The sequence below is a fragment of the Amycolatopsis sp. NPDC033938 genome (assembly GCF_055575975.1).
Window position 1 is genome coordinate 38,805 of the sequence record NZ_JBVIRO010000031.1, and the last position, 25,731, is coordinate 64,535.

A 25,731-nucleotide genomic window follows, 5' to 3' on the forward strand; every position below is an offset into this window, starting at 1 on the left:
TCTTCTGCGACAGATCGCCCTTCGCCACCGCGGTGGTCACTTCGGCGATCGACCGCACCTGATCGGTGAGATTGCCCGCCATGAAGTTCACCGACGTCGTCAAGTCCCGCCACGTCCCGGCCACACCGGGAACTTCCGCCTGCCCGCCCAGCCGTCCTTCGCTGCCCACCTCGCGCGCCACCCGCGTCACCTCGTCCGCGAACGACGACAACTGATCCACCATCGTGTTGATCGTGTTCTTCAGTTCCAGCATCTCGCCTTTGACGTCGACGGTGATCTTCTGGGACAGATCCCCTTTCGCCACCGCCGTCGCGACCTCGGCGATGTCGCGGACCTGACCGGTCAGGTTGCCTGCCATCGCGTTCACCGAATCGGTGAGGTCCTTCCAGGTACCCGAAACCGAAGGCACCGCCGCCTGCCCACCGAGTTTGCCGTCGGTCCCCACCTCGCGCGCGACCCGGGTGACCTCGGAGGTGAACAACGCCAGCTGGTCGACCATCCCGTTGAAGACGACCGCCATCTCGTCCATCAGGACGTCATCCACCTGGGGCAGCCGTGTGCTGAAATCGCCGTCGCGAACGGCTTTGAGTCCCTTCAGCAGCCGCTGCAGCCCTTCGTCGTTGAGCCCACCGCCCGCTCGGGCGGTGTCACGCGACACCCGCTTGTTCCCCGGTTCCGGCATCGAGGTGTCTCCTTCGTCCAGGGTTCCGCAGGTCCAGGGGGACCGTCATCGCCGTCCCGGTCCGGAACCGGTCAGCGGAATCCAGCAGACCACGCAGGTGCCTTCACCCGGTCTGCTGGAGACCCGGAACCATCCTTGCGCCGCCTCCGCACGCTCACGCATCGATGCCATTCCGATGTGCTCACCCGACAGCACTTCCGGGGAACCCTCGGCGCCCGGCTTCATCCCGTCGCCGTTGTCGGCGACCTTCATCAGCAGTCCGCCGTCCTGTCCGGTCAGGGTGACGTCGACGGTGGTGGCATTCGCGTGCTTCCGCACGTTGACCAGCGCCTCCTGCAGGATCCGGAAGACGGTGACGACGAGTTCGGGCGGCGGCTTGCCGGTGAAATCGTGCCGCAGCGTGTAGTCCAGCCCCCAGCCCTGGACGACCTCGTCGAGGTAGTCACGGATGGAGCCGACCAGGTCGTCGTCGTTCAGGGCGGGCGGCCGCAATTGGGCGACCAAGATCCGCAACCGCCGGACCGCGCCTTGAATCGCTTCGTCGAGTTGCAGCAATGCCGAATCGCGGCGCTGCGCGGCGAGCATCTGCAGGCGCATGCTCACCGCGATCATCGACTGGATGGAATCGTCGTGAACATCCCACGCGATACGGCGTCTTTCGGTTTCTTGCGCTCGCACCAAATGCGCGAACGCCTGCCGGCGGCCCCTTCTTTCCTCTTGTACTTTCCGCTGTTCGCTGAGATCCCTGGTCACCTTGCCGAAACCGATCAAGGTACCCATGGGGTCGCGTACTGCGGTGAGCACGGTATTCGCCCAGAAGCGTTTCCCTCCCCGGCGGACCCGCCAGCCTTCGTCCTCGTGGCTGCCCATCTCGGCGGCGATCAGCAGTTCCGCGGTCGGCCTTCCCTCGGCTATGTCCTCCTCCGTGTAGAAAACCGAGAAATGGCGGCCGAGGATCTCCTCCTCGGAATACCCCTTGATCCGTTCGGCGCCCTGGTTCCAGGTGATCACCTTGCCGTCGACGTCCAGCATGTAAATGGCGTAGTCGACGACGCTGTGCACGAACAGCTCGAACAGCACAGCATTGCGATTATCGGGCGCCGATTCCGATGACGGCATGGCCATAGTGCAGCTTGGCACTCAGGCGCGTCCCGGCGCTACGGCCGTTCGAGGAGGCCGTTCCTGCGCGCGTGCGCCACGGCTTCGAGTTTCGAATGGGTTCCGGTCTTCACCAGTATCCGCTGCACGTGATTCCGCACGGTGTTCCGCGCGAGCCTCAGCTCCTCGGCGATCCGGTCGGTTCCCGCCCCGTCGGCGATCAGGCCGAGCACCTGCCGCTCCCGCAACGACAACACCGGCCCGCGTGAACCCGAACTCCTGGCCAGCATGGCCAAAGCCCCGCTGAGCAGTTCCGGATCGATGATGACGTCACCAGCCGCGACGGTACGGATCGCCGTGATCAGCTCGTCGAGCAACCCCGATTTCAGCAACAGCCCGGCACCGCCGACTTCGAGAATCCTGGCGGCGATGGCGCTGTTCGCGTCGCCGGTCAGGACGAGCACGCGGCTCGACGGCGAAACCGCGCGGAGCCTCGCGATCGCCTCGATCCCGTCGCCGTCCGGCAGCCGCCTGTCGAGCAGGACGATATCGGGCAGATAGCGTTCCGCCGCGATCATCCCGTGCGCGAGGGATTCCACCGAAGCCACCAGCTGGATCTCCGGGAATTCCTCGAAGGCGGCACCGAGTGCCTCGGCCACCATCTTGTGGTCTTCGACGAGCAGCACCCGGATCGGAGCCGCCGCCGGGGTTCCGGGCCGCGGGGAGGTCGGGTTCGGCATGCACCTTCTCCGTCGATCGAGGTCTCGCCGGCGGACATTGTCCCACCGACTTCCGCCGTCCAGGCGTTTCGAAGCCAACCCGTGACACGCCGTACCCGTTCGGCGACCGACTGGGGTCTTTGTGCCCTCGATGGCACTACCTTCGGCGGTGACCTGAGCACCCCGCGATACCGCATCGTCGAAGGTGGCAATCGCCGGACCGCCGACGGGAAAGGGTGACCGGGACGTGACCACGAGGATCTGCGAGACCCGCCGCCGTCCCGGCACGCGCGCCGGCGCCACCCGGACACTGGTCTCCGCCGAACTCGAAAGGTTGCCGCGGGTATCGGCGAAACCCGAGACGCACGCCTCCCTGCTCGACGACGTCATGACCGTCATCGAGCAGGTCGACGGTGCCGCGCCTGCCACGAACGACGCCGCGCGCCCCCGGCACCGGTACCACTTCCCGCACTGGAACCCGCGGGACCGGCGCGTGCAGCGGCTGCGCGGCTGGCTCAGCGGTGCGCCCGGCTGATCGGTCAGACCGGACGCCACCGGCCGATATCGGCCTCCATCGGCACGATCCGGGTCAGCGACGAACGCACCTTCAGCTCCATCGCCCGGTCCCGGCCACGGGTCCCGCGCGGGGCATAGGGATAGAAGGTGCCGCGCTCGCGGCGGAAGACCATGGTGAGCTTGGGATGGCGCATGTCCCGCAACTCCGCGAAATCGACCGTCGTGTGCAGGAGCCAGGACGCGAAGCCCGCCTGCGCCAGCCGGTCGTTGACGTCCACGAGGTCGCCGAGAAGCCAGCCGAGATCGCCGTTCTCCCGCCAGCAGCGCACGATCGTCCTCCCGTGCGCGTCGTGGTTGATCACGTTCCGGCGAACGGAATCCCCGGCGAGACCGGCGACGATCTCCGCCTCCGTCCCCTCGCCAGGACGGCCCTCCGCGACGAAGCAGACCGTCCCCGTTCCGCTCGGCACGAGCCCGTAGCCTGCCCGCAACGGCAAGGCGGCCGCTCTCAACTCCAGCAACGGAAGCAGGCTCGGCCGTACCGAGCGGTTCCTCCCCAGAAGGCTTCCCAGTAGCGCCATGGCATTCACGCATCCTCTCTGCTGCGTGAAGCCTTCCCGTTTCCGTCCCGGCGCTGCAGGGCCGCACGGCCGCGTATTCCTCGGGAGAAGTCATCGGTTCCGGTGACCAACGACCCTACCGGCAACTGCCGGACACCATTCGGCAGTTGTCAACGACGGCGCGAGCGGAGGAACACCTCGCTGTCCAGCGAACCGTCGACGACATCGCGTGCCACGTCCGCCAGCTTCCGGTTCGAGCCGCGGGCGAAGGCGCGCATGCGCTGAAAAGCCTTGCCGACACCGACCCCGGCGCGCTCGGCGAGCACTCCCTTCGCCTGCTCGATGACGATCCGGCTGTCGAGCGCCGTCTGCAACTGCGCCGACAGCGCCCGATAGTGGCGCAGTTCCCGTTGCTGGAACAGGCACAGGGTCGCGACGTCGGCGAGCGCCTGCCCCAGCCGACGATCCTCGGCACTCAAAACCACGGTTTCGGTACTCAGAAACGTGACCGCGCCGAGGGTTTCCTCCATCGCGCGCAACGGAAGCGCGGAAACCGCGGCATAGCCCAGTCCGGCCATTCTGGCGACGTAACCCGGCCACCGTGACCTTTCGGCGGAGAGATCTTCGACCACGACGTCGTTCCCGGTTTCGAACGATTCGAGGGCGGGGCCTTCTTCGACCGCCGTGGAATGCCGCTCGGCTTCCAGCCCCGGCAGGAAAACCTCCATCGAATCGATCGGCAGCAGGCGCACGCATTCACTGGACAGGATGTCCACCAGCCGCTCCGGCCCCGGATCCTCCACGACGCTCGCGGTCAAACTCACGAACGCCGCGCAGACCGAATATTCCCTGTTCAGCCCGGTGGTGAGCTCGGCGTCCCTCCCCATGAACGCCATCACCGATCCCGGAAGTGCGTTCGCGTCCCCGCGCGCCAGATAGTCACTCGATCGATTCTGGCCCGCATGGCCGCACCCGGCAACGACCAGATGGAGGATCCTTGGGAAGGTTCCCAGTGCGCCTTACCGGCGCAAGGAAATCGGCGGCACCGTATTCGCCCGCAACGCGTATTCGTCCATAGTGGACTCCCCGATTCCCGCCTTGCCGATCTTCTCCGCGACGAAGGCGCCCGGATCGTCGAGCTCGTCGGCCCTGCCGCTGAGGAACGCCCACTCGTGCTCGTCCGAGCCGTAATAGAGGACGGTTCCGAACGAATCGGTGAACCGGCGCCACGACGAGATCAGCGTCTGATTGCGCCAGAGCGTCGGGCAGCCCGCCTGGCAGCCGACCACTCCCCCGGCGGTGAGCAGTGCCGCGCACCGGGCCAGGAAATCGTTTCCGTACAACCGATTGTGCTGCGCCTCCGGATCGTCGTTCTCATCCGGCAGGTCGATGACGACCACGTCGTAGGAGTCGCCGCGCTCCCGTGCTTCGGCGAGGAACTCCCAGCCGTCGCGGTAGTGCACGCGGATCTTCCCCTCGCCGCGCTCGGCACGGGCGAGGTCGTCGAGCGTGTAGCCGTAGGGAAGATGCTCGGCGCAGGCCCGCACCGCCTCCGCGTCGATGTCGACGTGATCGACCACCTCGGCACCCGCGGCGACCGCGAGTTCCGAGGCGACCCCTTCACTGGAGCCGATGATCAGCACCCGCTCGACCCGTTCGGCGAGCAGCAGCGACGGGACCATCAGCGCCTCGTGGTAGACGAGCTGGCTCAGCTCCGTGCTCTGCCGTTCGTCATCGCAGAAGAGGGAGACCCCCTGCGCCGTCCGTCCGATGAGGACGTTCTGGAAGGCGGTACGGCCTTCGAACAGCACCTCGTCGACGTCCCAGTACCGGGTGAGTCCCGGTCCGATCGGTTCGGCGATCCGCCGCTGCGCCATCAGTTCTCTCCTCGTTCCACAGTGGACATCCGGACGGTACCGGCGCCGAGCAGTTTCGCCAGCAGTGCGACGGCTCGCTCTGGATCTGCCCGGTCCCCGCAGGTGAACACGTCCACGAACACCGAGCCGATCTCCGGATAGGTGTGCACGGACGCGTGCGACTCGGCCAGCAGCGCGAGCACGGTGACCCCCTGCGGCGCGAAAGAATGCGACACGACTTCGCACACCGTCGCCCCCGCTTCGGTCACCGCGTCCGTGAGGGTCTTCTTGAGCAACGCGGGATCATCGAGGAGCGACGGCTCGATCCCCTCGAACTCCGCGAGGACATGGCGGCCGGCGAACCGGCCGACGAGTGGCGTTTCACCCGGCATCGGCGAACCTCCCCACACCATAGGTACGCAACGGCTCGATTCCGTTGAAAGCGACGGACGAATAGCTGGCGGTGTACGCGCCGGTGCCCGGGATGTCCAGCCGGTCGCCCGCCTTCAGCGACATCGGCAGCGCGCAGGGCGTCCGCTGGTAGAGCACGTCGTCACCATCGCAGGTCGGCCCCGCCAGTACCACCGGTCCTTCCGGTCCTTTGACGCCGACGGGCTCGAGCCGATACGCGACGGCTTCGTTCTCGCACTCGGCCATCCCGTTGTACCTGCCGACGTCGAGATAGACCCAGCGGCGTTCGTCGGTGGCGGCACGGGTGGTCACCAGAACGACTTCGGTCCGGATGAGCCCGGCGTCGGCGACGATCACGCGGCCCGGCTCGAGCATCAGTTCCGGCCCCGGCAGATGCTGCTGGACGGCGGCATGGATCACCGCCGCGTAGCCGGCCAGAGAGGGCACGGGTTCCCGATGCTCGGTGGCGAACCCTCCGCCGATGTTGAGCCGTGCCAAGCCGACGCCCGCCTCGGCGGCGACCTTGGCCGCGGTCGCGATGCCGATCTCCCACGCCGCCGGATCCGGCTGCTGTGACCCGACGTGGAACGCGATTCCCGGCCTCAGCCCGGCTTCCACGGCCCGGCGCAGCAACCCGGCCGCCACGGCGGGCTCGCAACCGAACTTGTGGCCGAAGGGCGTGACCGAGTCCGGGCCGCCGGTCAGCAGGCGGATCGAGACCAGCGAACCGGGCGCGTGCTCGGCAAGGTTCGCCAGATCCCCGGCGGAATCCGTGGTGAATTCACGGACTCCGCGCGCATACGCGTACGAGATGTCCGACGGCTTCTTGATCGTGTTGCCATAGGCCAGTTCCGCCGCGTCCGCGCCGCGGGACAGGCACAGGTCGATCTCGCCCGTGCCCGCGACGTCGAACCCCGCCCCCGCCGACCGCACCGCGTCGAGCACGCCGGGAGCGGGATTGGCCTTGACCGCGTAGCGGATCAGCGCGTCCGGGAACGCCGCCGAGACCGCGGCCGTCCGCTCCGCGACCAGGTCGGTGTCCACGACCAGGCACGGTGTCGGCGGTTCGCGATCCGCCAGGAAGGCGCGGATCCGGTTCAGGCTTTCGGTCACGCGCCCCAGGGTGTCAAAGGCTCATGGGCGCTGTGGAACCCGGGGTCACGCCCGGGCGTCGTCCGAGGCCTGTTCAGGCAGGTCCACCCCGTGCTCGGCCGCCAACCGCTCCAGATTGGCCAGATCGGCGCCGACGGCCGACGCGCGATCCTCGTCCGAATCCCGCCTGGCGATCCGGACGTCTTCCCTCGCCTGCCGTACCCGGTCCCGCAGATTCACCGCGAACTCGCTCATCGTGCACCCCCGATCTCCCGCACCTCGTCCGTCTTCACCCTAGGACCCTCCGAATTCATAACCGACGTGATCTGCGTCATCACGGGCTCGTTCGTGGTCGAAGTGAAGAAGTATGACGGCGCCGCCATGGTTTCGCAGATCAGGGGAGGCCGGCTTTTTCAACGGAGGCGGCCGCGCTCGCCCGGCGGCCGATCACCGCGAGCGGGGCGAGGGCGCACAGCCCGCCCGCGATGGCGACCAGAACGTAGCCACCCAGGCCGAACAGCTGCCCGGCGAGCAGGCTCGCCGCCGCGGACGTCCCCCATACGAAGGCGTCGACCGTGCCCTGTGCCCGTGCACGTTGCGCGGGCGGGAGATCACGGCTGAGCATGCTGCTGCCGCCGACGAACACGAGGTTCCAGCCGTAGCCGAGCAGGAACATCGCGACCGGGATTCCCACGTGATGCGAATCGGGGCCGCCGATCGCGGTGACCGCCGCGACGGCGAGCGTGCCGATGCCGCCGAAGATCGTCACGCGGCCTCCCCAGCGGTCGGCGATCCAGCCGGACAACGGCGCCAGCGCGAACATCCCGACCAGATGGGCGCTCAGCACCCAGCCGACGACGTCCAGGCCCTGACCGTGCTGGTGCAGCTGGACCGGGGTCATCGTCATCACCGCGACCATCGCCAGCTGCGCGCCGACCATCGCCACGAGCGGACCGAGGATCAGCGGGTTCCGCACGGACATCCGCTCCCGCCTCGGTACTCCTTCCGCCGGGGCGGCGAGGCCGCGCGGCAGGGCGGCGACGGCGACCACCGCGATGGCCACGACGATCGCCCCGGCCGCGAGCGGACCGGACAGGGCAGGCAGTTCGGCGGCCTCCGCCCGTGCCGCGGCCGGCGCGATCAGCGCCGGACCGGCCACCGCGCCGACCGTCCCCGCCCAGACCATTGTGGACAGTGCGAAACCCTTGCGGTGCTCGGGAGACAGGTCGGCGGCCGTGTAGCGCGAAAGCTGCGCCCCGCTGTTGCCGAAGCCGATCAAGGGCATCCCCGCCACCAGCGCGAGCACGGATCCGCCGAGCACACCCGCGAACGAGATCAGCGCGCCCACCACCGCGGCGCCGTACATCAGCATCAGGACCAGCCGCCTGCCGTAGCGGGCGGCCAGCGTGCCCGACGACAGCGATCCCGCGGCGGAACCGAGTACCAGTACGGCGTTCGGGAGCCCGCTCCACGCGGCACCGGCGTGTTCGACCACGATCAACGCCGCCGTGGTGGACAGGCCGACGACCGCGGTACTGAGGCAGGCGACGCCGGTGAAGAGCGCGAACATCGGTTTCATGATTCAAACCTAAGGAATCCGGGCGCTCCGGCGAATAGGCTCACGAAGGCCTTGCGGGGGTGCGAGGCCCATCATGAAAGGAATCCCGGCGCGATGACCTTACGATCGGAAAGACCGCTGGACGAGCTCGACTGGCGGCTCGTCGAGACGCTCCAGAGCGACGGACGGCTCTCGTTCAAGGAACTGGGACGCCGGGTCAACCTCTCCGCGCCCGCGGTCGCCGAGCGGGTCCGGCGGCTGGAGGAGACAGGCGTGATCACCGGGTACCGCGCGCAGGTCGACGCGCGCCGCACCGGGTACGACCTGCAGGCGTTCGTGGAGATGCGCTGCTCACTCGGCAGCTGCCTGCTGCGTACCAGCAAGTCGGAGGACTATCCCGAGGTGGTCGAGCTGCACCGGCTCAGCGGTGACCGCTGCACCATGTTGAAGGTGCGGGCCGTGTCTCTCGAACATCTCGAAGGCCTCTTCGAACGGCTCGGCAAGCACGGTGAGCTGCGATCTTCGGTGGTGCTGTCGACGCAGTTCGAAGGCAGGCCGGTCGGTCCGCCGGTCGAGGACTACCTGAAGGCGACGAAGAGCGAGGGCTGGAGCGTCTGAACCCCGATCAGGAATCGAGAAGCGCCGGGACCGTGGCTCACCTAGCGTGAGCATCGTCGCGGACGGACCGTACACGCGGCCCACCTCAGGATGGAGACACGATGCGCAAGACCACCAGGCCGCAGCCGCCCGAGCAGCACCCCGCCGACACCCACGACCTGATCCGTGTGCTGGGCGCGCGCGAGAACAACCTCAAGGACGTCGCCGTCGAGCTGCCGAAGAGACGGCTGACGGTGTTCACCGGTGTCTCCGGCTCGGGCAAGAGCTCACTGGTCTTCGACACCATCGCGGCCGAGTCGCAGCGGCTGATCAACGAGACCTACAGCACCTTCGTGCAGGGTTTCATGCCGACGCTGGCCCGGCCCGAGGTCGACGTGCTCGACGGCCTGACCACCGCGATCATCGTCGACCAGCAGCGGATGGGCTCCGACCCCCGCTCGACGGTCGGCACCGCCACCGACGCCCACGCGATGCTGCGCATCCTCTTCAGCCGGATCGGGAAGCCGCATATCGGCTCACCGCAGGCGTTCTCCTTCAACGTCGCCTCGATCAGCGGGGCGGGCGCCGTGACCGTCGAGAAGGGCGGGCGGACCACGAAGGAACGCCGCGAATTCAGCATCACCGGCGGCATGTGCTCGCGCTGTGAAGGACGGGGCACGGTCAACGACATCGACCTCACCGCGCTGTACGACGAGAACAAATCCCTCAACGAGGGCGCGCTGTCGATCCCCGGTTACTCGATGGAGGGCTGGTTCGGCCGCATCCTCCGCGGCTGCGGCTTCTTCGACCCCGACAAGCCGATCAAGAAGTACACGAAGAGGCAGCTGAACGACCTGCTCTACAAGGAGCCGGTCAAGCTCAAGATCGAGGGCATCAACCTGACCTATTCGGGTCTCATCCCCTCGATCCAGAAGTCGTTCCTCGCCAAGGACCGCGAGGCGATGCAGCCGCATATCCGCGCGTTCGTCGACCGGGCGGTCACCTTCACCACCTGCCCCGAATGTGACGGCACCCGGCTCAGCGAGACCGCACGGTCGTCGAAGATCAAGCGGATCAACATCGCCGACGCCTGCTCGATGCAGATCAGCGACCTCGCCGAGTGGGTCCGGGGGCTGAAGGAGCCGTCGGTGGCTCCGCTGCTGGAGAAGCTGCTGCACACTCTCGACTCCTTCGTGGAGATCGGGCTCGGCTACCTCTCGCTCGACCGGCCGTCCGGCACGCTGTCGGGAGGCGAGGCACAGCGCACCAAGATGATCCGCCACCTCGGCTCGTCCCTCACCGACGTCACCTACGTCTTCGACGAGCCCACCATCGGCCTGCACCCGCACGACATCCAGCGGATGAACAACCTGCTGCGGCAGCTGCGCGACAAGGGCAACACGGTGCTGGTCGTCGAGCACAAACCGGAGACGATCGCCATCGCCGACCACGTCGTCGACCTCGGCCCCGGCGCGGGCACGGCAGGCGGCACGATCTGCTTCGAGGGCACCGTGGACGGCCTGCGCGCCAGCGACACCATCACCGGCCGCCACCTCGACGACCGGGCCGCGCTCAAGGACAGCGTCCGCACGCCGACCGGCAAACTGGAGATCCGCGGCGCGGACCGCCACAACCTCCAGAACGTCGACGTCGACGTCCCGCTCGGGGTCCTCTGCGTCGTCACCGGGGTGGCGGGCTCCGGCAAGAGCTCGCTGATCCACGGATCGCTCCCCGCCGCCGACGGCGTGGTCTCGGTCGACCAGACACCCATCCGCGGCTCACGGCGGAGCAACCCGGCCACGTACACCAGCCTGCTCGAACCGATCCGGAAGGCGTTCGCCAAGGCCAACGGCGTGAAGCCGGCGCTGTTCAGCGCCAACTCCGAGGGCGCCTGCCCGAACTGCAACGGCGCCGGTGTCATCTACACCGACCTCGGCATCATGGCGGGCACCGCGACCACCTGCGAGGAGTGCGACGGCAAACGGTTCCAGGCCTCGGTACTGGAGTACACCTTCGGCGGCAAGAACATCAGCGAGGTCCTCGCGATGCCGGTGTCCGAAGCCGAGGAGTTCTTCGGCGAGGGCGACGGGCGCGTCCCGGCCGCGCACGCCATCCTCGGCAGGCTCAACGACGTCGGGCTCGGCTACCTCAGCCTCGGCCAGCCGCTCACCACGCTTTCCGGCGGTGAACGGCAGCGGCTGAAGCTCGCGACGCATATGGGTGACAAGGGCGGCGTCTACGTCCTCGACGAGCCCACCACCGGTCTGCACCTCGCCGACGTCGAGAACCTGCTCGGCCTGCTGGACCGGCTCGTCGACTCCGGCAAGTCGGTGATCGTGATCGAGCACCACCAGGCCGTCATGGCGCACGCCGACTGGATCATCGACCTCGGCCCCGGCGCCGGTCACGACGGCGGCAAGATCGTCTTCGAGGGCACCCCCGCCGACCTCGTCGCTACCGGTTCGACCCTCACCGGCGAGCACCTGGCGGCCTACGTCGGCAAGTGACCCCGGCAACCCGCTGGTCGGTTCCGCCGCCAGAGCGGGACCCGGCTCTTGACTGTCCACAAGGGACACTTTCCGAGACAGGTGTGCCCGATTTGGTCAAGTTGCACGGTTTTGCGAGGGGGTCGTGAGTGGCAAAGAGGGTTCTAACCCTCATTAGCACTCACGACCCCACGCCGAACCGTACATAGCGACGTCAATCGGACACCCAATCGCCCGACCAGTGTCCCTTGTGGACACTGGAACCCCGCAAGACCTCGACTCCGCCGCGACCGAGGGGAACTTTGAGGGACTCCGAGTCCCTCAAGGAGTCCTTCACGGCCCACCCCCTACCCGCCGCCTACCCGCGTTTAGTCCTCCAAATCCGGGTCGCGGTCGGCCCACTCGAGAAGGGTGTCGAGCGAGTACGCCGTGTCGTCGATGCCCGCGTGCAGGTCGCCGAGTTCGGCGAAGCGCGCGGGCACGGTGGCGATGGTGAATTCGCGCGGCTCGACGTCGTCGATCTCGTCCCAGCCGATCGGCGTCGAGACGACGGCTTCGGGTACGCCGCGGACCGAGTAGGCGCTGGCGATGGTGTGGTCACGAGCGTTCTGGTTGTAGTCCACGAACAGTTTCGAAGGATCGCGATCCTTGCGCCACCAGGTGGTGGTGACCTCGTCGGGCATCCGGCGCTCGACCTCCCGCGCGAAGGCGTGCGCGGCCCGGCGTACCTCCTGGAAGCCCCACCTCGGTTCGATCCGGACGTAGATGTGCAGGCCGTGGCCGCCGGAGGTCTTCGGCCATCCGGTGATGCCGAGTTCGTCGAGGATCTCGCGGGAGGTGTGCGCGACCTTCCGCACGGTGGAGAACGGGCAGTCGGGCATCGGGTCGAGGTCGATCCGCCACTCGTCGGGACGTTCGGTGTCGGCCCGGCGGGAGTTCCAGGGGTGGAACTCGACGGTCGACATCTGCACCGCCCAGATCACGTCGGCGGGATGCGTGACGCACAGTTCGTAGGCGTGCCTTCCGGAGGGGAAGTCGACGCGGACGGTCTGCAGCCAGTCCGGGGCACCGTTCGGGACGCGTTTCTGGTGGACCTTCTCCCCCGAGACCCCGGACGGGAACCGGTGCAGCATGCACGGCCGTTCCCGCAGCGCGCGCACGATCCCGTCGCCGACCGCGAGGTAGTACCGGACGAGATCGAGTTTGGTCTCACCCCGCGCCGGGAAGTAGACCCGATCCGGATTCGAGACGCGCACCGTCCGGTCGCCGACCTCGATCTCCACCGCCGAGCTTTTCGCCATGAGGGGAAACTAGCCCGGATCCGGCTGTCCGGCCTACCCGGATCACTCGCTTCCGACGAACATTTCGACCAGGCTCCGCGGAAGTTTCTCGCGGAACTCGCGATCACGGAGGACAGCGGTCTCGCCTTCGACTTCGGCACTCCGGACGAACATGGCCTCCTCGTACTCGGCGATCCCGGCCTCGACGTCGCCGGGATGCGCGGCGAGCGCTTTGGCCAGCTCAGCGCCGTCGAGCATCGCCAGGTTCGCCCCTTCGCCGTTGGGGGCGGCGAGGTGGGCGGCGTCGCCGACCAGCGTCACCCCCGGCACCCGGTCCCAGCGGAGCCCGGCCGGGAGGGCGTAATGCGGACGGTGGACCGGTGCGGTGTCGGCCTCGGTGATCAGCGCGGTGAGTTCCGGCGCCCAGCCGTCGAACTCCCGCACGATCCGCGCGGTGGCCGCGGCCGGGTCGGCGAAATCGATGGCCGCGAACCAGTCCAGCGTCTCGTTGAGCACCACGTAGGTGTGCAAGGTGTCGCCGCTTTCCCGGTGCGCGTGGATCTCCCTCTCCGGCGCGGGTGCCATCAGCGACCCACCGCCGACCGCCTTCGCGGCGGCCTGATGCCGGGTGGCGGCGTCGAACAGATAGGTCTCGACGAACGACGTACCGGCGTACTCGGGTGCGGCGTCGGTGAGCAAAGGCCGTACTCGCGACCAGGCGCCGTCCGCGCCGACCAGCACGTCTCCCTCGGCGGTGGCGCCGTCGGCGAAGGTCACCTCGTGGCCGCCCTCGTCGAGCCGCCGGACGCCGGTGACCTTGTGGCCCCAGCGGACGGTGCCGTCCGGGAGGGAATCGAGCAGCATCCGCCGCAGGTCGGCGCGCTGCACCTCGGGGCGACCGCCGGTCCCGTCGTCGGCCTGCTCGAACAGGACCGTCCCGTCCGGAGCGAGGACCCGCATCGCTTCGCGGCCCTCGAGCACGAGGCCGCGGAACTCCTCCATCAGGCCTGCCGCCTGGATGGCGAGCTGCCCGTTGTAGTCGTGGATGTCGAGCATCCCGCCCTGTGCCCGGTCCTCCGGCGAGCCCTCCGCCTCGTAGACCACTGCCGGGATGCCGTGTACGTGCAGGACACGGGCCAGGGTGAGCCCGCTGAGTCCCGCGCCGATGATCGTGACGGTCGCCTTCATGACACCTCTTCTGGAATGACGTTCCATGATGGAATGTCATTCCATGTTGGAACGGCGCTCCAGATCTGTCAAGATGACGGCATGGCCACACGGGCAAGCCGGACACCGCGGCGCACGGAGGCGCTCTCCCGCGAGCGCATCGTCGAGGCCGCCGTCGCACTGCTCGACGCGGACGGCGAGAGCGGGCTGACCTTCCGGACACTGACCGAACGCCTCGCCACCGGCCCGGGAGCGATCTACTGGCATGTGGCGAACAAAGGAGAACTACTCGCAGCCGCGACCGACTCCGTCATCGCGGACGCCCTGGCCATCGAGCACGACGAGGCATCGGACACGCCTGAGGACGAGATCCGCACCATCGCACTCGGCCTGTTCGACGCGATCGCGGAACACCCGTGGCTTTCCGCGCAACTCGCCGTTCAGCTTTCCCGCAGCCCTTGGGGTTCGGTGACCCCGCGGATCTTCGAAAGCTTCGGACAACGGGTGGCCGCGCTGGGCGTGCCCGAAGCCACCTGGTTCACGGCGACGTCGGCGCTCACGCACTACGTCTTCGGCGCCGCGGGCCAGAACGCCGCGAACGCCCGCGCACTCGGGCCCGGCGTGGACCGGGCCGAATTCCTCCACGCCGCGGCGACGGCGTGGGAAGAACTCGACTCCGGCGAATACCCGTTCATGAAGTCCATCGCCGGCCAGGTGCGCGAGCACGACGACCGGGAGCAGTTCCTCACCGGGGTCGATCTCATCCTCACCGGCATCACCGCCCCGAACCGGACCTGAGCGGCCGCGTCAGGCTTTCCGGCGCCGGGCCTTGTGGATCGTCGCGACCATGACGGCGAAGACCGCCCCGAGGAAGGTCACGTCCACCGCGGGCACCCAGCGCACGTCGCCGCCCTTGAGCACGTACGCGCCGACAGGCCGCGCGGCCAGGATGAAGCCGCCACCCTCGCCTTCCTTGTCCTGTTCGGTGCCGTGCCCGCCGCCACCACCACCGATGACGCTCGCGGCGGGGATCACCACCACCCCGTCGCGCTCCACCGGTTCGCCGTAGACGCGGCGGACGGTGAGGATGTCGCGCATGGTGCCGGCGACCTTTTCGAGTCCCATCGCGGTCAGCCTTCCTGCGGCAGTACCGACATGACTTCGGACACCGGGCGCAGATGCTCTTCCAACAACCGTGACGCTTCTTTCGCGTCGTGGGCGTTCAAGGCCGCGACCAATTCCCGGTGTTCTTCGTTGATCACCGTCAGTCTTTCCGGCCGGGCCTCCAGCGCGCGGACCGTGACGCGTTGCTGCCGCGAGCGGAGAGTGTCGTACAGCTCGGTCAGGACGGTGTTGCCCGCGGCGTTCACGATGGCGCGATGGAACCGGCGGTCGAAGCCCGACACGGCGAACCAGTCGCGTTCGTTCCCGGCGTTCACCATCGCTTCGATGAGTTCCGGCAATTCGGCGGGTGCCCCGGCGCGGTTCGCGCAGAGTGCCGCGATCGCGTGACCTTCGATCAGCCGCCTGCTCTGGTAGACCTCTTCCAGTTCGCGTGCGGTAACCGTGCGCACCTGGGCGCCCTTGCGCGGCAAGAGACTGATGAACCGTTCGGCGGCCAGGCGGTGGAACGCCTCGCGCACCGGGGTCCGCGAAACGCCGACCTCGCCGGAAACCCACATTTCGTCGAGGAAGCGGCCGCCTTCCAGCTCACCCGAGATGATCCCGTCGCGCAGCCATGTGTAGACCCGCTCGCGTGCCGGGCCGCCTCCTTCGGCGGTCACAGTCATCTCGTCCCCCTCCAAGCCGTCACTTTCCGCGACGGAGCCTACACCTGGACCCTTCAAGTATCCATCATGTATACAAGAGTCCCACCTATCGGAAGGGTCCCCATGGTGCATGTCGCGGTGGCGCAGTTCGCGCCCGGCAACGACAAACAGGCCAATCTCGCCCGCGTCGCCTCCCTCGTCGGTGAAGCGGCCGACCGCGGGGCGCGGGTGGTCGTGCTGCCCGAGTACTCGCTGTTCACCGTACCGACGATGAGCCGGGAATTCGTGACCTCGGCCGAAGAACTCGACGGCCCGTTCGTCACCGAACTGCGCGGTCTCGCGAAGGACCGGCAGATCACCGTCGTCGCGGGCATCAACGAAGCGCTCCCCGAGGGTGAGCGGATCTCGAACACGCTCGTCGCGGCCGGTCCCGACGGGGCGATCGCCGCGCTCTACCGCAAGCTGCATCTGTACGACGCCTTCGGTTTCCGCGAGTCGGAACTGGTGCGGCCCGGCGATATCGAAGCACCGGAGACCTTCGAGGCCGACGGCTTCGTCTTCGGCCTGCAGACCTGTTACGACCTGCGCTTCCCGGAGGTCACCCGGAGGCTGGTCGACGCGGGCGCGGACGCGGTACTGCTGCCGGCGGAATGGATGCCGGGCCCGCTCAAGGAGGACCACTGGACCACCTTGGTCCGGGCGCGGGCGATCGAGAACACGATCTATCTGGTGGCGGCCGGCCAGGCGGCGCCGACCGGGTCGGGACACAGCATGATCGTCGACCCGATGGGCGTCGTGCTCGCCTCCGTCGGTGAGCGCACGGGAACCGCCGCCGCCGAGCTTTCGGCCGACCGTGTTTCCGAGGTCCGCGCCAAGAACCCGGCGCTGGAACTGCGCCGGTTCGCCGTCACCCCGAAGTCCTGAGTATCTTCTCCAGCCGGGAGTCCGTTCGTGAAGACACGTCCTCGGGCGTGGTGACGCGGCTTCCGTTCGCCTGGGTGCCGGGTGGCCGCCCGGCACCCAGGCTCACGACTCACGGCACGAGCACCGTGGCGGTCATCGCCTGCCCACACGGACCACCTCGAGCGACGGCGACGCGAGGATGTCCTTCTCGCAGTACCGTTCGGTGACCCACTGCTTGCGCGAGTACAGCTCCGTCTGGTCGCTGTGGTGCGCGGACTTCGGATTCGCGGATTGGGAGTAGGTCAGCAACGTCGTCGTGTCCGGGCAACCGGTGCCGTCGAAGGCCACCACGTGCAGATACGTTCCGCCGTGCACGACGTCGGCGTAACCGTGGGCCGGATCCCATGGCCCGCCCAAGGAGTCGTAGACGCCACGTCCGGCCGTCCCACCGCCCAGCGGGATCTTCTCGCCGCCGCGCACCACATAGTGGTTGTCGCCGTACGGCGCGTCGAGCGGGATCTTCGCCGCGGTCAACTCGGCGACCGCGTCGGCGAGGGCCTTCCGGATCGCGGCGTTCCCGGTGTCGAGGGTGTTCGGCGTGTGGACCGGATCCGTGACGTCGAACGGCACCTTCCAGATACCGGGCCCCGACCGGACCACCGCGGACCAGAACCGGTCGAACAGCAACGCGCCCCTGCTCCCGGTGTCCGAACGCCCGTCCCAGCCGGCCAAAGCGGCACAAGCCGCGTCCATTCCCGGCATCGTGGCACACATCCCGACGACGTCGGTTCGCACGAGTTCGGCCGCGTGGTCGCGGTGTGAGAACATCAGGTCTCGCATCGCCTGTCCGGTGAAGCCGCCTTTCCGCAACTGGTCGGCGATGGCGACGAAGCCGCCCCGTGTCCGCAGGTTCTGCTCGGAGCGGACCGGCCCCACGATCCGCGCGTAGCCGGTCCGCGGCTCGGCAGGATTGAAGAGCCAGTAACTGTCGTTCGAGTTCGCCAGGTAGTCGTCCCGGCTCAGGTTCGGCAGGCTGGACGGGCCGAAGACGCCGGGCCGCACCGCGTCACGGTCACTGCCCCACGCGCAGGACGTCTTGGCACCGTCGAGCACGGCGACCCCGTTGGCGGCGAACAGTTCCTTGCCCAGCGGGGTGTTGCAGCGCGTCGCCTTCTCGTCGGTGACGTGCGGGACCCCGTGGATCTGGCTGTACTCCACGCGGCCGCGATCGTCGGTGGCGAGGATGTTCATCCACGGCAGCCCCTGTGTCCTGCGGACCGCGTCGATCATCTCCCCCGCCGTCCGGCCGCGGGCGATCTCGAACATCGAGTTCGTCATCCCGAGGTTCCCCGCGTTGGCGTCAGCGATCGCGAACGCGCTCGACGCCGTCCACGGCAGTTCCCGTTGTCCGAGCCGGGTCGTCACCGGGCCGTATCTCGTCGTCCACTGTGGACGCGTGATCCGCTCCAGGGTTCCGTCCGCTTTGCGCGCCAGGACACTCACGTCCTTGCGCCGCATCGGCTCCGGTTTCCCGTCGACCAGGTAGGTGGTCGGCGAGCCGGGCACGAGCTTCAGCTCGAACAGCGTGTAGGTGCGGGTCTTGTCGGTGGCCGTACCGCTCCAGGCGGCGGTCTCGTTGTGCCCCAGCCACATCAGCGGAATCCCCGGGATGCCCGCACCACTGACGTTGAGCTCGCCCGGCAGGCTCAGCTGCGACTGCCACAGCCTCGTCCCGCTCATCTGCCACGGCAGATGCGGATTGGCCAGCGAGACCCCGCGCCCGTTCGCCGACGCGGCCGAACCGATCGCGATGGCGTTGCTGCCGATCCCGGACTCCCCGAGCATTTGTTCGGTACCGCCGCCCGAGGGCCGCGCGCCCGGCAGTGACGCGGTGATCGAATCCGCCACCCCGCCCTGCCCGAAGATCATCCCGACCGCGTGACCGTGCCGGTGGACGTCGAGTTCGGTGATCGGCTTCAGCCAGCCGGCGCCCCGGCACGCCGGATCGGTGATCTCGCCGTCGCGCAGGTACTTGTTGACGCCCTCGACGTAACCGCGGATCAGTTCGCGGACCTCGCGGTACGGACCGCGAGGCGCGGGCTCGGCCAGCAGCCGCTCGAGCGCACCGCTCTCGTTGAGCCCCTGGAAATACAGATCGCTGGCGAGGTTCGTACTCGCCTGGCTCACGCCGCTCGTCGGCGCCGCGTCCGGGCCGAGCCACCGGGACCGCTCGGCGCGGGTGGTGAGCGCGACGTCCGCGATCGCGCAGATGTTGTCCTTGGCCGCGGCGTACCCTTGCCCGAAGCCGAGGTCCACGTAATCGTTCGCGACGATATGCGGGATGCCGTATTCGGTGTAGCGGATGGTGGCACCCCCGCGGGATACCCCATCCGGCGGTTGTGCGGCCGTCGCGGTCCCCGCCGCGAGCAGGCTCATCGCGGTACCGACGACCGCGATTCTCTTCCAGAGCAGCATGCTGCTCCCCCTTGTCTGTGAAGTCGTTCGTGAAGACACGCCGTCCGGCGTGGTGACGCGATCCCCGGTGGTCGAGTGGCCGCTCTCCCACCGGCATTTCAGTTCCCCTTCACCTCTCCCTCCCTGTCCGGATCCGGAAACGCCGTCCAGCGGACGAAGACCTTCCGCGCGTCCGGGCCGGGCTCGGTCCGGTGGTAGCGGTGCAGCAGTTCCAGGTACTCCTCCCAGAACTGCTTGAGCTCCTCGATGTTCACGTGTACCGCGCCGCGGGAGAACACCAGCGCGTCGCCCCATTCGCCCAGCTCGTCGCGGCGTTCGAGGAAGCGCGCCATCCGGTCGAGGTCCTCGCCGAACGCGGCGCGCTGCGCCTCGTCGAACACCGCGCGCATCTCTTCGCTCTGCTCGCTGTGCCGCGGCCAGCGGATGTCCCGCGATCTGGCCCGCCACCAGCGCTCCTTGCCGTGCGCGAGTTCCGGCGCCTCCTCGACGAAGTCGTACTTCGCCAGTTCCCGCAGGTGATAGCTGGTGGCGCCCGAGCTCTCCCCCAGTTCCTTCGCCAGCTTCGTCGCTGTCGCGGGACCCCGGCCCAGCGACTCCATGATCCGTCTGCGCAACGGATGCATCACCGCCTTCAGCACGGCGGGGTCGGTGATCTCTTCAGGTGGCGGCGGACCTGTCATGACACCAAGGTAGCCATGCAAAGGAGATTGTGCAAAGGACTCTTTGCACGGGGTTCAGACCAGTTCTCCGGAGCGGCCGAGGATTCTGCTGACGTTTCGGTGAACTCAGCGTGAAATTGACAACTTCACTACGAAGGTCTTGTGCCGGGCGGACGAAATCCCGGCAGGCTCGCAGGTTTTTCGTTGTGTCTTCCCCGAAATTCGGTTGTATCGGATAGTTTTGCGCGGAGTCGACCCAGCGGGAGAGAACATGCCGAAGCACCGCCCCCGACAGCCGGAACGGTTGTCCGCCCGGCACCGGACGGCCTTCGCGCTGGCCGGTGGCGCGCTCGCCGTCCTGCCCGCGGTCACCGCGTCGGCCGGTCCCGACACCCCGATCGCGGCGGCGAAGGAACCCACGCCGCAGAATCAGGCGACGCCCTGGCGGCCGCCGGCGGGCATCGTCCCGGAGATCGCGGTCGACGGCAGCCTCCCCGAGCCGCCCAACCCGGACCCGCTGACCGTCCCCGGCGGCACCGGGAACGTCGGCGGCTCGTTCGCGCCGTCGGGTGCGCTCGGCATCCCCGCCAGCATGATGAAGGCGTACAAGAACGCGGCCGACATCCTCGCGAAGGAACTGCCGGGTTGTCACATCGACTGGGCGCTCATCGCCAGCATCGGCCGGATCGAGTCCAACCACGCGCGCGGCGGCTACGTCGACGCCAAGGGCAACACCCTCGAACCGATCCTCGGTCCGCAGCTCAACGGTGCCGGTCCGTTCGCGGCCATCCCGGACACCGACGGCGGCAAGTACGACGGCGACCCGGTCTGGGATCGCGCCGTCGGCCCGACGCAGTTCATCCCGTCCACGTGGAAGGGCTACGCCTCCGACGGCAACGGCGACGGCGAGTCGAACCCGAACAACATCTACGACGCGACCCTGGGCTCGGGCCGGTACCTCTGCTCCGGCGGAGTCGACCTGACGTCCGAGCAGACCCAGCGTGTCGCCGTGTACCGCTACAACCACTCGCTGTCCTATGTGGACACAGTGATCCGGTGGGCGGTCGCCTATCGCGGTGGTGTCGCCACGTTCCCGGACAGCCAGGTCCCCGTCGGCGCCCCCGACTCCCAGGACGTCGCCGCCGGCACGCCCGACGGTCAGGTCCCGGTGCCGACGCTGCCCGGAACTCCCCCGCCCGGCACGACCACGCCGCCGCCGACCACGCCGCCCGGCTCGTCGCTACCGCCGAGCAGCAGTGCCCCGTCGAGCAGCACATCGCCGTCGAAGCCGAGCAGCACGCCGCCTTCGTCGACGCCACCCTCGTCGAACCCGCCCTCGTCGACACCGCCTTCGAGCACCCCGCCGTCGTCGACGCCTCCGCCGTCCAGCACCACGACCACTCCGCCGCCGTCCTCGACCCCGGCGGGCAACACCGGTGACGCGACGCCCACCAGTTCCGCTTCGCCCACGCCGTAACGCCCGCATTCAGTCCTCTGAATGCGGGGCTCCCTGCCCGGAATGTCCTGAACGTCTCCCGCGTTGGCTTCTCTTGTAGATCATCGAGCCGAGAGAAGCGAGACACGGATGTCGTCATTCGTCATGACCGCCGAGGAACGGGAAGCCTTTCTGAGCGAGGTCCACATCGGGGTCCTGGCCGTGGAACGGGAGGGACGGGCTCCGCTGGCCGTGCCGGTCTGGTACGACTACGAGCCCGGCGGGGAACTCCTGATCTGGATGGACGGCGGTTCGGTCAAGGACAAGGCGATCAAGAAGGCGGGCAGGCTCAGCCTGGTCGCCCAGTCGGAGACGCTGCCGTACAAGTACGTCACGGCCGAGGGGCCGGTCATCGCGAACGACGCGCCGCCGACCCGCGAGCAGGCGCTGAAGATCGCACACCGCTATCTGTCCGAGGAAGACGGCACGAAGTACGTGGACGGCGCCCTCAACGACAACTCCGTACTGGTCCGGGTCCGGCCGGAGAAGTGGTTGAGCAACGACCAGGGCAAGGCGTAGCACCGGATGAGATGAACGGGACTTTCCTCTCGTTTTTTGAGATGAAAGTCCCGTTCATCTCACTCTTTCATCCCGCGATCGGCTCGAACTCGACCACGCTGTCGAGCGCCTTGCCCATCGCGGCGTTCCCTTCGCGTTCGATCATGATCTCCACCAGCACCGGCCGCGAGGTCCGCTCGGCCTCCTTGCGCGCCCACTCCAGCGACGCCCGGATCTCGCCCGGCTCGGTCACCCGGGTGCCGGAACAACCGTAGGCCTCCATGACCTTCACGTTGTCCGTGCCGATCTTGTCGTAGTGGATGTCGACCTCGAAGTTCATCTCGTAGCCGGTCTCGGCCTGCCGGATGAGCCCGAGATACTCATTGTTCAACATGATCAGCACGAATCCGACGTCGTACTGCGCGGCCACCGCCAGCTCCTCCACCAGGAACTGGAACGAGTAGTCCCCGACGACGCCGACGACTTCGGCCTCCGGTTTCGCCTTCTTGACGCCGATCGCCGCCGGGATCTCCCAGCCGAGCGGACCGGCCTGGCCGCACACCTGGTAGTGGCGGGGCTTGTGCGCGCGCTGGAACTGCCCGGACCAGATCTGGTACAGCCCGATGGCGGTGACGAAGTAGGCGTCCTCGCCGTAGAACTCGTTGATCTCCTTGAACACCCGGGGCGCCTTGATCGGCGTGTCTTCGAAGTCCTCGCGTCGCGGCAGGCTCTCCTTGAGTTCGCCGATCCGTCGCGGCCACGCCCGATCCCGCGCCGGAGCACGTTTCGACGCCGCCTCGATCAGCGCGTCCAGGAAGGCGCCCGTGTCCGACACGATCCCGAGATCCGGCCCGAACACCTTGCCCAGCTGGGTGGGCTCGATGTCGACGTGGATGAACTTCCGGCTGCCGCGGTAGACCTCCAGGTCACCGGTGTGCCGGTCACCGAACCGGGCGCCCAGCGCGAGCACCAGATCCGCCTCGAGGAAGGCCGCGTTCGCCCACCGCTGCGACGTCTGGATGCCGGCCATGCCGGCGAACAGCTCGTGATCCTCGGGGAAGGTCCCCTTGCCCATCAACGTCACGCCGACCGGGACGCCGAGCAGTTCGGCCGCGGTCCGCAGCCGGTCGCTCGCGCCGCCGAGGACCACGCCGCCACCGGCGAGGATCAGCGGCCGTTCCGCCGCCAGCAGGAGATCGAGCGCCCGCTCCACCCTGGCGGGCGACGGCGTCACCGTGGTGACCGGCAGCGGCGAATCGATGGTGGAGTCCCATTCGATCTCCTGTCGCTGGACGTCGATCGGCAGGTCGATCAGCACCGGCCCCGGGCGGCCGGACCGGGCGACGCGGAACGCCTCCCGGAACACCCACGGCAGCTGCGCCGCCTCCTTGACCTGGACCGCCCATTTGGTCACCGGCTTGGCGATCTCGACGATGTCGACGGCCTGGAACGCCTCGGTGTGCAGCTTCCGCGAATCGGCCTGCCCGGTGATGCACAGGATCGGGATCGAGTCGGCCTGCGCGGTGTAGAGGCCGGTGATCATATTCGTCCCGGCGGGTCCGGAGGTGCCGATCGCGACGCCGACGTTGCCGGTGGTCCTCGCCCAGCCGTCGGCCATATGGGTCGCGCCCTCTTCGTGGCGCACGATCAGATGCTCGATACCGCTGCCCTGCATCGCCTGGTACAGCGGGAGGATCGCGGCACCGGGGCAGCCGAACGCGGTGTCGACGCCCTCACTGACCAGGACGTCGACGACGGCCTGCATGGCGGGGATTCTTGGCATTCCTCACTCCTTGCTTTCCGCGCCGGACAGCGATTCGACGACCTTCAGCAGAGCGGAGTGATCGAGCGAGCCGTGCCCCATCGCCCGTCCGGCGGCGACGAGCTGGGCGACCAGCCCGGTGAGCGGCAGCGCGACCTCGGCCCGCCTCGCGGCGGCGAGCGCGATACCCATGTCCTTGTGGTGCAGGTCGATCCGGAAACCCGGCGCGAATTCCCGCGCCACCATGGACTTCCGTTTGAGTTCGAGGATCCGGCTGCCTGCCAGGCCGCCCGCCAGCACGTCCAGTCCGACACCGGCGTCGACGCCCGAGGCTTCGAGCAGCACGATGGCTTCGGCGATCAGCCCGTAGGTCCCGCCGACCACCAGCTGGTTGGCCGCCTTGACGACCTGACCGGCACCGTGGGGTCCCACGTGGACGATCGTCTTGCCGACGGCTTCCAGTATCGGGAGCGCGGCCGCGAAGTCCTCGTCCTCACCACCGACCATAATGGACAGTGAGGCCTGCTGGGCACCCGCTTGACCACCCGAGACGGGCGCGTCGAGCACCCGGATCTCCCGTTCGCCCGCCCGTTCGGCCACCTCGATGGAGGTCTCCGGCCGGATCGTGCTCATGTCGATCAGCAGGGTCCCCGGTTTCGCCGATTCCAGCACCCCGCCCGCCGCCAGCACGACGGCCTCGACCTGAGGGTGGTCCGGCAGCATCGTGATGACGACTTCCGCGCCCGAGACCGCGTCCGTCACCCCGTTCGCCGCCCGGCCGCCCGCCGCTTCCAGCCTCGTGAGCGCGTCGGCGTTCGTGTCGAATCCGCTCACTTCGTGCCCGGCCGCGGCGAGATGTCCCGCCATCGGCCCGCCCATGATCCCCAGCCCGATGAAACCCAGCTTGGTCATGCCAGTCCCCTTCGTTCGAAAGGCAGCCACGACAGCGATTCCGCACTCGGCCCGGCGGGCTTGTACTCCACGCCCACCTGCCCGCGGTAGCCCGCCGTCTGCAGCTTTTCCAGGTATCCCTCGATGTCCAGCTCTCCGGTCCCCGGCTGGTGCCGCCCTGGGGCATCGGCGATCTGCACATGGCCGATCCGTCCGGTGTGGACGGACACGACCCGGTCGAGGTCGTCACCGTTGACCGCCAGGTGGTAGAGGTCGGCCAGCAGCTTCACGTTGTCCCGCCCGAGTTCGTCGAGCACCTTCAGCACGTCGTCCGCGGTCTTGAGCGGGTACTTCTCCGCCCCCGACAACGGCTCCAGGACGATCTCCGCACCGATCCGCGCGGCGGCGTCCGAGGCCAGCGCCAGGTTCTCCCGGCCGAGCTTGTCCTGCTCGGCGGGGTCGGCACCGTCGAGGCGGTTGCCGTAGAGCGCGTTGAACCGGCGGCAGCCGAGCCGCTCGCCGAGCTCGATCGCGGAAGCGACGCCGCGGGCGAACTCGTCCTCCCGGCCGGTCCAGGTGACCAGGCCGCGGTCACCGGCGGCCATGTCACCGGGAAAGAAGTTCAGCCCGGTCACCGCGACGCCCGCCTTCTCGACCGAGGCCACGAACCGCTCGACCTCGGCGGCGTCCGGTACCGGCGTCTCGAACGGCCACCAGTACTCGACCGCGGTGAACCCCGCCGTCCTCGCCGCCTCCGCGCGTTCGAGGAGCGGCAACTCGGTGAAGACCATCGACAGGTTCAGCACGTACGGCAGCGCATGACCCGAACCGGCAAGATCAGCCATCGAAACCTCTGCAATTTCGTTATGCGGAAACTTTCTTTCGTATATCGAGAATAGCCCGCTGACCAGGTCGCGGTCAACGGGCAGCACCACGAGCGAAAGGGGGAGGTCGCGGTGCGGCCGGGCGCGAAGGGCACCGGTGGGCGTTCGGTGCGGTGGTGACTCGGCGGCCGGTCGTGAAGTACATGAAGGTCCCCTTCCTTGGCGCCTAGCGCAGGGGTCCGGCAAAGTCGCATAAGTGCTGGTCGGCTGCACCTCTGGAGCGGGACAAGACGAACGCGTCGTGGTGGACGCGGCGGGAGCGGGCCCACGCAAGGGGTCTCACCCGGGTCCGGACTGTCTATAAGGGACACTTTTCGAGACAAAAATGCCCGATTTGGGCATCTTGCACGGTTTCGCGAGGGGGTCGTGAGTG

26 protein-coding genes are annotated in these 25,731 nt (G+C 68.3%); 7 read left to right on the forward strand and 19 right to left on the reverse strand.

Annotated elements, in window-relative coordinates:
- The 3 genes from ACZ5ZX_RS40105 to ACZ5ZX_RS40115 form a co-directional block, all read right to left on the reverse strand.
- On the reverse strand, nt 1-682 hold a 682-nt coding region (locus ACZ5ZX_RS40105; RefSeq protein ID WP_465507231.1), incomplete at its 3' end, for a HAMP domain-containing protein.
- Between the two features lie 45 nt (nt 683-727).
- Nucleotides 728-1,801, reverse strand: a complete 1,074-nt coding sequence (locus tag ACZ5ZX_RS40110) for a PAS domain-containing sensor histidine kinase (protein WP_465507232.1) — start codon at nt 1,799-1,801, stop codon at nt 728-730.
- A gap of 38 nt (nt 1,802-1,839) precedes the next feature.
- Nucleotides 1,840-2,520 carry a response regulator gene (locus ACZ5ZX_RS40115; protein WP_465507233.1) on the reverse strand — a complete coding sequence of 227 codons (681 nt, stop codon included), beginning with the start codon at nt 2,518-2,520 and terminating at the stop codon, nt 1,840-1,842.
- A 226-nt stretch (nt 2,521-2,746) separates the two neighbouring features.
- Between ACZ5ZX_RS40115 and ACZ5ZX_RS40120 the strand changes: the two genes are divergently transcribed.
- Complete coding sequence (locus ACZ5ZX_RS40120) at nt 2,747-3,034, forward strand: hypothetical protein (RefSeq protein ID WP_465507234.1); 288 nt, start codon at nt 2,747-2,749, stop codon at nt 3,032-3,034.
- Nucleotides 3,035-3,038: 4 nt separating this feature from the next.
- Here ACZ5ZX_RS40120 and pspAB read toward each other — a convergent pair whose 3' ends face one another.
- From pspAB to ACZ5ZX_RS40155, 7 genes are all read right to left on the reverse strand, one after another.
- On the reverse strand, nt 3,039-3,596 hold the full coding sequence (pspAB, locus tag ACZ5ZX_RS40125) for a PspA-associated protein PspAB (protein WP_465507235.1): 558 nt from the start codon (nt 3,594-3,596) through the stop codon (nt 3,039-3,041).
- A gap of 149 nt (nt 3,597-3,745) precedes the next feature.
- Nucleotides 3,746-4,471, reverse strand: a complete 726-nt coding sequence (locus ACZ5ZX_RS40130) for a GAF and ANTAR domain-containing protein (RefSeq protein WP_465507236.1) — start codon at nt 4,469-4,471, stop codon at nt 3,746-3,748.
- Nucleotides 4,472-4,594: 123 nt separating this feature from the next.
- Nucleotides 4,595-5,452 carry a spermidine synthase gene (locus tag ACZ5ZX_RS40135; RefSeq protein WP_465507237.1) on the reverse strand — a complete coding sequence of 286 codons (858 nt, stop codon included), beginning with the start codon at nt 5,450-5,452 and terminating at the stop codon, nt 4,595-4,597.
- Nucleotides 5,452-5,823 carry an adenosylmethionine decarboxylase gene (speD, locus tag ACZ5ZX_RS40140; RefSeq protein ID WP_465507238.1) on the reverse strand — a complete coding sequence of 124 codons (372 nt, stop codon included), beginning with the start codon at nt 5,821-5,823 and terminating at the stop codon, nt 5,452-5,454. Before speD ends, ACZ5ZX_RS40135 begins: the two co-directional genes overlap by 1 nt.
- Nucleotides 5,813-6,955 (reverse strand): type III PLP-dependent enzyme, encoded by a 1,143-nt coding sequence (locus ACZ5ZX_RS40145; RefSeq protein ID WP_465507239.1) that lies wholly within the window; start codon nt 6,953-6,955, stop codon nt 5,813-5,815. Before ACZ5ZX_RS40145 ends, speD begins: the two co-directional genes overlap by 11 nt.
- 45 nt (nt 6,956-7,000) lie before the next feature.
- Nucleotides 7,001-7,189 carry a hypothetical protein gene (locus ACZ5ZX_RS40150; protein WP_465507240.1) on the reverse strand — a complete coding sequence of 63 codons (189 nt, stop codon included), beginning with the start codon at nt 7,187-7,189 and terminating at the stop codon, nt 7,001-7,003.
- Nucleotides 7,190-7,328: 139 nt separating this feature from the next.
- Complete coding sequence (locus ACZ5ZX_RS40155; RefSeq protein WP_465507241.1) at nt 7,329-8,513, reverse strand: MFS transporter; 1,185 nt, start codon at nt 8,511-8,513, stop codon at nt 7,329-7,331.
- Between the two features lie 93 nt (nt 8,514-8,606).
- Between ACZ5ZX_RS40155 and ACZ5ZX_RS40160 the strand changes: the two genes are divergently transcribed.
- Both ACZ5ZX_RS40160 and ACZ5ZX_RS40165 read left to right on the forward strand, forming a co-directional pair.
- Nucleotides 8,607-9,110 carry an Lrp/AsnC family transcriptional regulator gene (locus ACZ5ZX_RS40160; protein WP_465507242.1) on the forward strand — a complete coding sequence of 168 codons (504 nt, stop codon included), beginning with the start codon at nt 8,607-8,609 and terminating at the stop codon, nt 9,108-9,110.
- A gap of 101 nt (nt 9,111-9,211) precedes the next feature.
- A complete protein-coding gene (locus tag ACZ5ZX_RS40165) occupies nt 9,212-11,596 on the forward strand; it encodes an ATP-binding cassette domain-containing protein (RefSeq protein ID WP_465507243.1) in 2,385 nt (794 codons plus the stop codon).
- A 347-nt stretch (nt 11,597-11,943) separates the two neighbouring features.
- Here the strand turns inward: ACZ5ZX_RS40165 and ligD are convergent, their stop codons facing one another.
- Together ligD and ACZ5ZX_RS40175 are read right to left on the reverse strand one after the other, a co-directional pair.
- Nucleotides 11,944-12,876, reverse strand: a complete 933-nt coding sequence (ligD, locus tag ACZ5ZX_RS40170) for a non-homologous end-joining DNA ligase (protein WP_465507244.1) — start codon at nt 12,874-12,876, stop codon at nt 11,944-11,946.
- Between the two features lie 42 nt (nt 12,877-12,918).
- Nucleotides 12,919-14,043: an FAD-dependent oxidoreductase gene (locus ACZ5ZX_RS40175; RefSeq protein ID WP_465507245.1), complete on the reverse strand. Its 1,125-nt coding sequence runs from the start codon at nt 14,041-14,043 to the stop codon at nt 12,919-12,921.
- Between the two features lie 81 nt (nt 14,044-14,124).
- Here ACZ5ZX_RS40175 and ACZ5ZX_RS40180 point away from each other — a divergent pair, with 81 nt between their 5' ends.
- Nucleotides 14,125-14,820 carry a TetR/AcrR family transcriptional regulator gene (locus tag ACZ5ZX_RS40180; protein WP_465507246.1) on the forward strand — a complete coding sequence of 232 codons (696 nt, stop codon included), beginning with the start codon at nt 14,125-14,127 and terminating at the stop codon, nt 14,818-14,820.
- 9 nt (nt 14,821-14,829) lie between these two features.
- Here ACZ5ZX_RS40180 and ACZ5ZX_RS40185 read toward each other — a convergent pair whose 3' ends face one another.
- Complete coding sequence (locus tag ACZ5ZX_RS40185; protein ID WP_465507247.1) at nt 14,830-15,147, reverse strand: sporulation protein; 318 nt, start codon at nt 15,145-15,147, stop codon at nt 14,830-14,832.
- Nucleotides 15,148-15,152: 5 nt separating this feature from the next.
- Complete coding sequence (locus tag ACZ5ZX_RS40190) at nt 15,153-15,812, reverse strand: GntR family transcriptional regulator (protein WP_465507248.1); 660 nt, start codon at nt 15,810-15,812, stop codon at nt 15,153-15,155.
- Nucleotides 15,813-15,914: 102 nt separating this feature from the next.
- On the opposite strand from ACZ5ZX_RS40190, the gene ACZ5ZX_RS40195 reads away from it, so the two are divergent.
- Nucleotides 15,915-16,715: a carbon-nitrogen hydrolase family protein gene (locus tag ACZ5ZX_RS40195; protein ID WP_465507249.1), complete on the forward strand. Its 801-nt coding sequence runs from the start codon at nt 15,915-15,917 to the stop codon at nt 16,713-16,715.
- 132 nt (nt 16,716-16,847) lie between these two features.
- On the opposite strand, the gene ACZ5ZX_RS40200 is transcribed toward ACZ5ZX_RS40195, so the two are convergent.
- Entirely contained in the window at nt 16,848-19,169 is a 2,322-nt protein-coding gene (locus ACZ5ZX_RS40200) for a penicillin acylase family protein (RefSeq protein ID WP_465507250.1), read from the reverse strand.
- Nucleotides 19,170-19,267: 98 nt separating this feature from the next.
- A complete protein-coding gene (locus ACZ5ZX_RS40205; protein ID WP_465507251.1) occupies nt 19,268-19,849 on the reverse strand; it encodes an ArsR/SmtB family transcription factor in 582 nt (193 codons plus the stop codon).
- Between the two features lie 250 nt (nt 19,850-20,099).
- Here ACZ5ZX_RS40205 and ACZ5ZX_RS40210 point away from each other — a divergent pair, with 250 nt between their 5' ends.
- Complete coding sequence (locus ACZ5ZX_RS40210; protein ID WP_465507252.1) at nt 20,100-21,305, forward strand: lytic transglycosylase domain-containing protein; 1,206 nt, start codon at nt 20,100-20,102, stop codon at nt 21,303-21,305.
- A 108-nt stretch (nt 21,306-21,413) separates the two neighbouring features.
- Nucleotides 21,414-21,842, forward strand: coding sequence for a pyridoxamine 5'-phosphate oxidase family protein (locus tag ACZ5ZX_RS40215; RefSeq protein ID WP_465507253.1), 429 nt, complete (start codon nt 21,414-21,416; stop codon nt 21,840-21,842).
- A gap of 67 nt (nt 21,843-21,909) precedes the next feature.
- Here ACZ5ZX_RS40215 and gcl read toward each other — a convergent pair whose 3' ends face one another.
- From gcl to ACZ5ZX_RS40230, 3 genes are read right to left on the reverse strand one after another with little or no spacing between them, the layout of a single operon-like run.
- Entirely contained in the window at nt 21,910-23,604 is a 1,695-nt protein-coding gene (gene gcl / locus ACZ5ZX_RS40220; RefSeq protein ID WP_465507254.1) for a glyoxylate carboligase, read from the reverse strand.
- Nucleotides 23,605-23,607: 3 nt separating this feature from the next.
- The gene (locus tag ACZ5ZX_RS40225) at nt 23,608-24,495 is read right to left on the reverse strand and encodes a 2-hydroxy-3-oxopropionate reductase (protein WP_465507255.1); all 888 of its coding nucleotides are present in this window, start codon (nt 24,493-24,495) and stop codon (nt 23,608-23,610) included.
- A complete protein-coding gene (locus ACZ5ZX_RS40230) occupies nt 24,492-25,319 on the reverse strand; it encodes a hydroxypyruvate isomerase family protein (protein ID WP_465507256.1) in 828 nt (275 codons plus the stop codon). Before ACZ5ZX_RS40230 ends, ACZ5ZX_RS40225 begins: the two co-directional genes overlap by 4 nt.
- Nucleotides 25,320-25,731 lie beyond the last annotated feature (412 nt).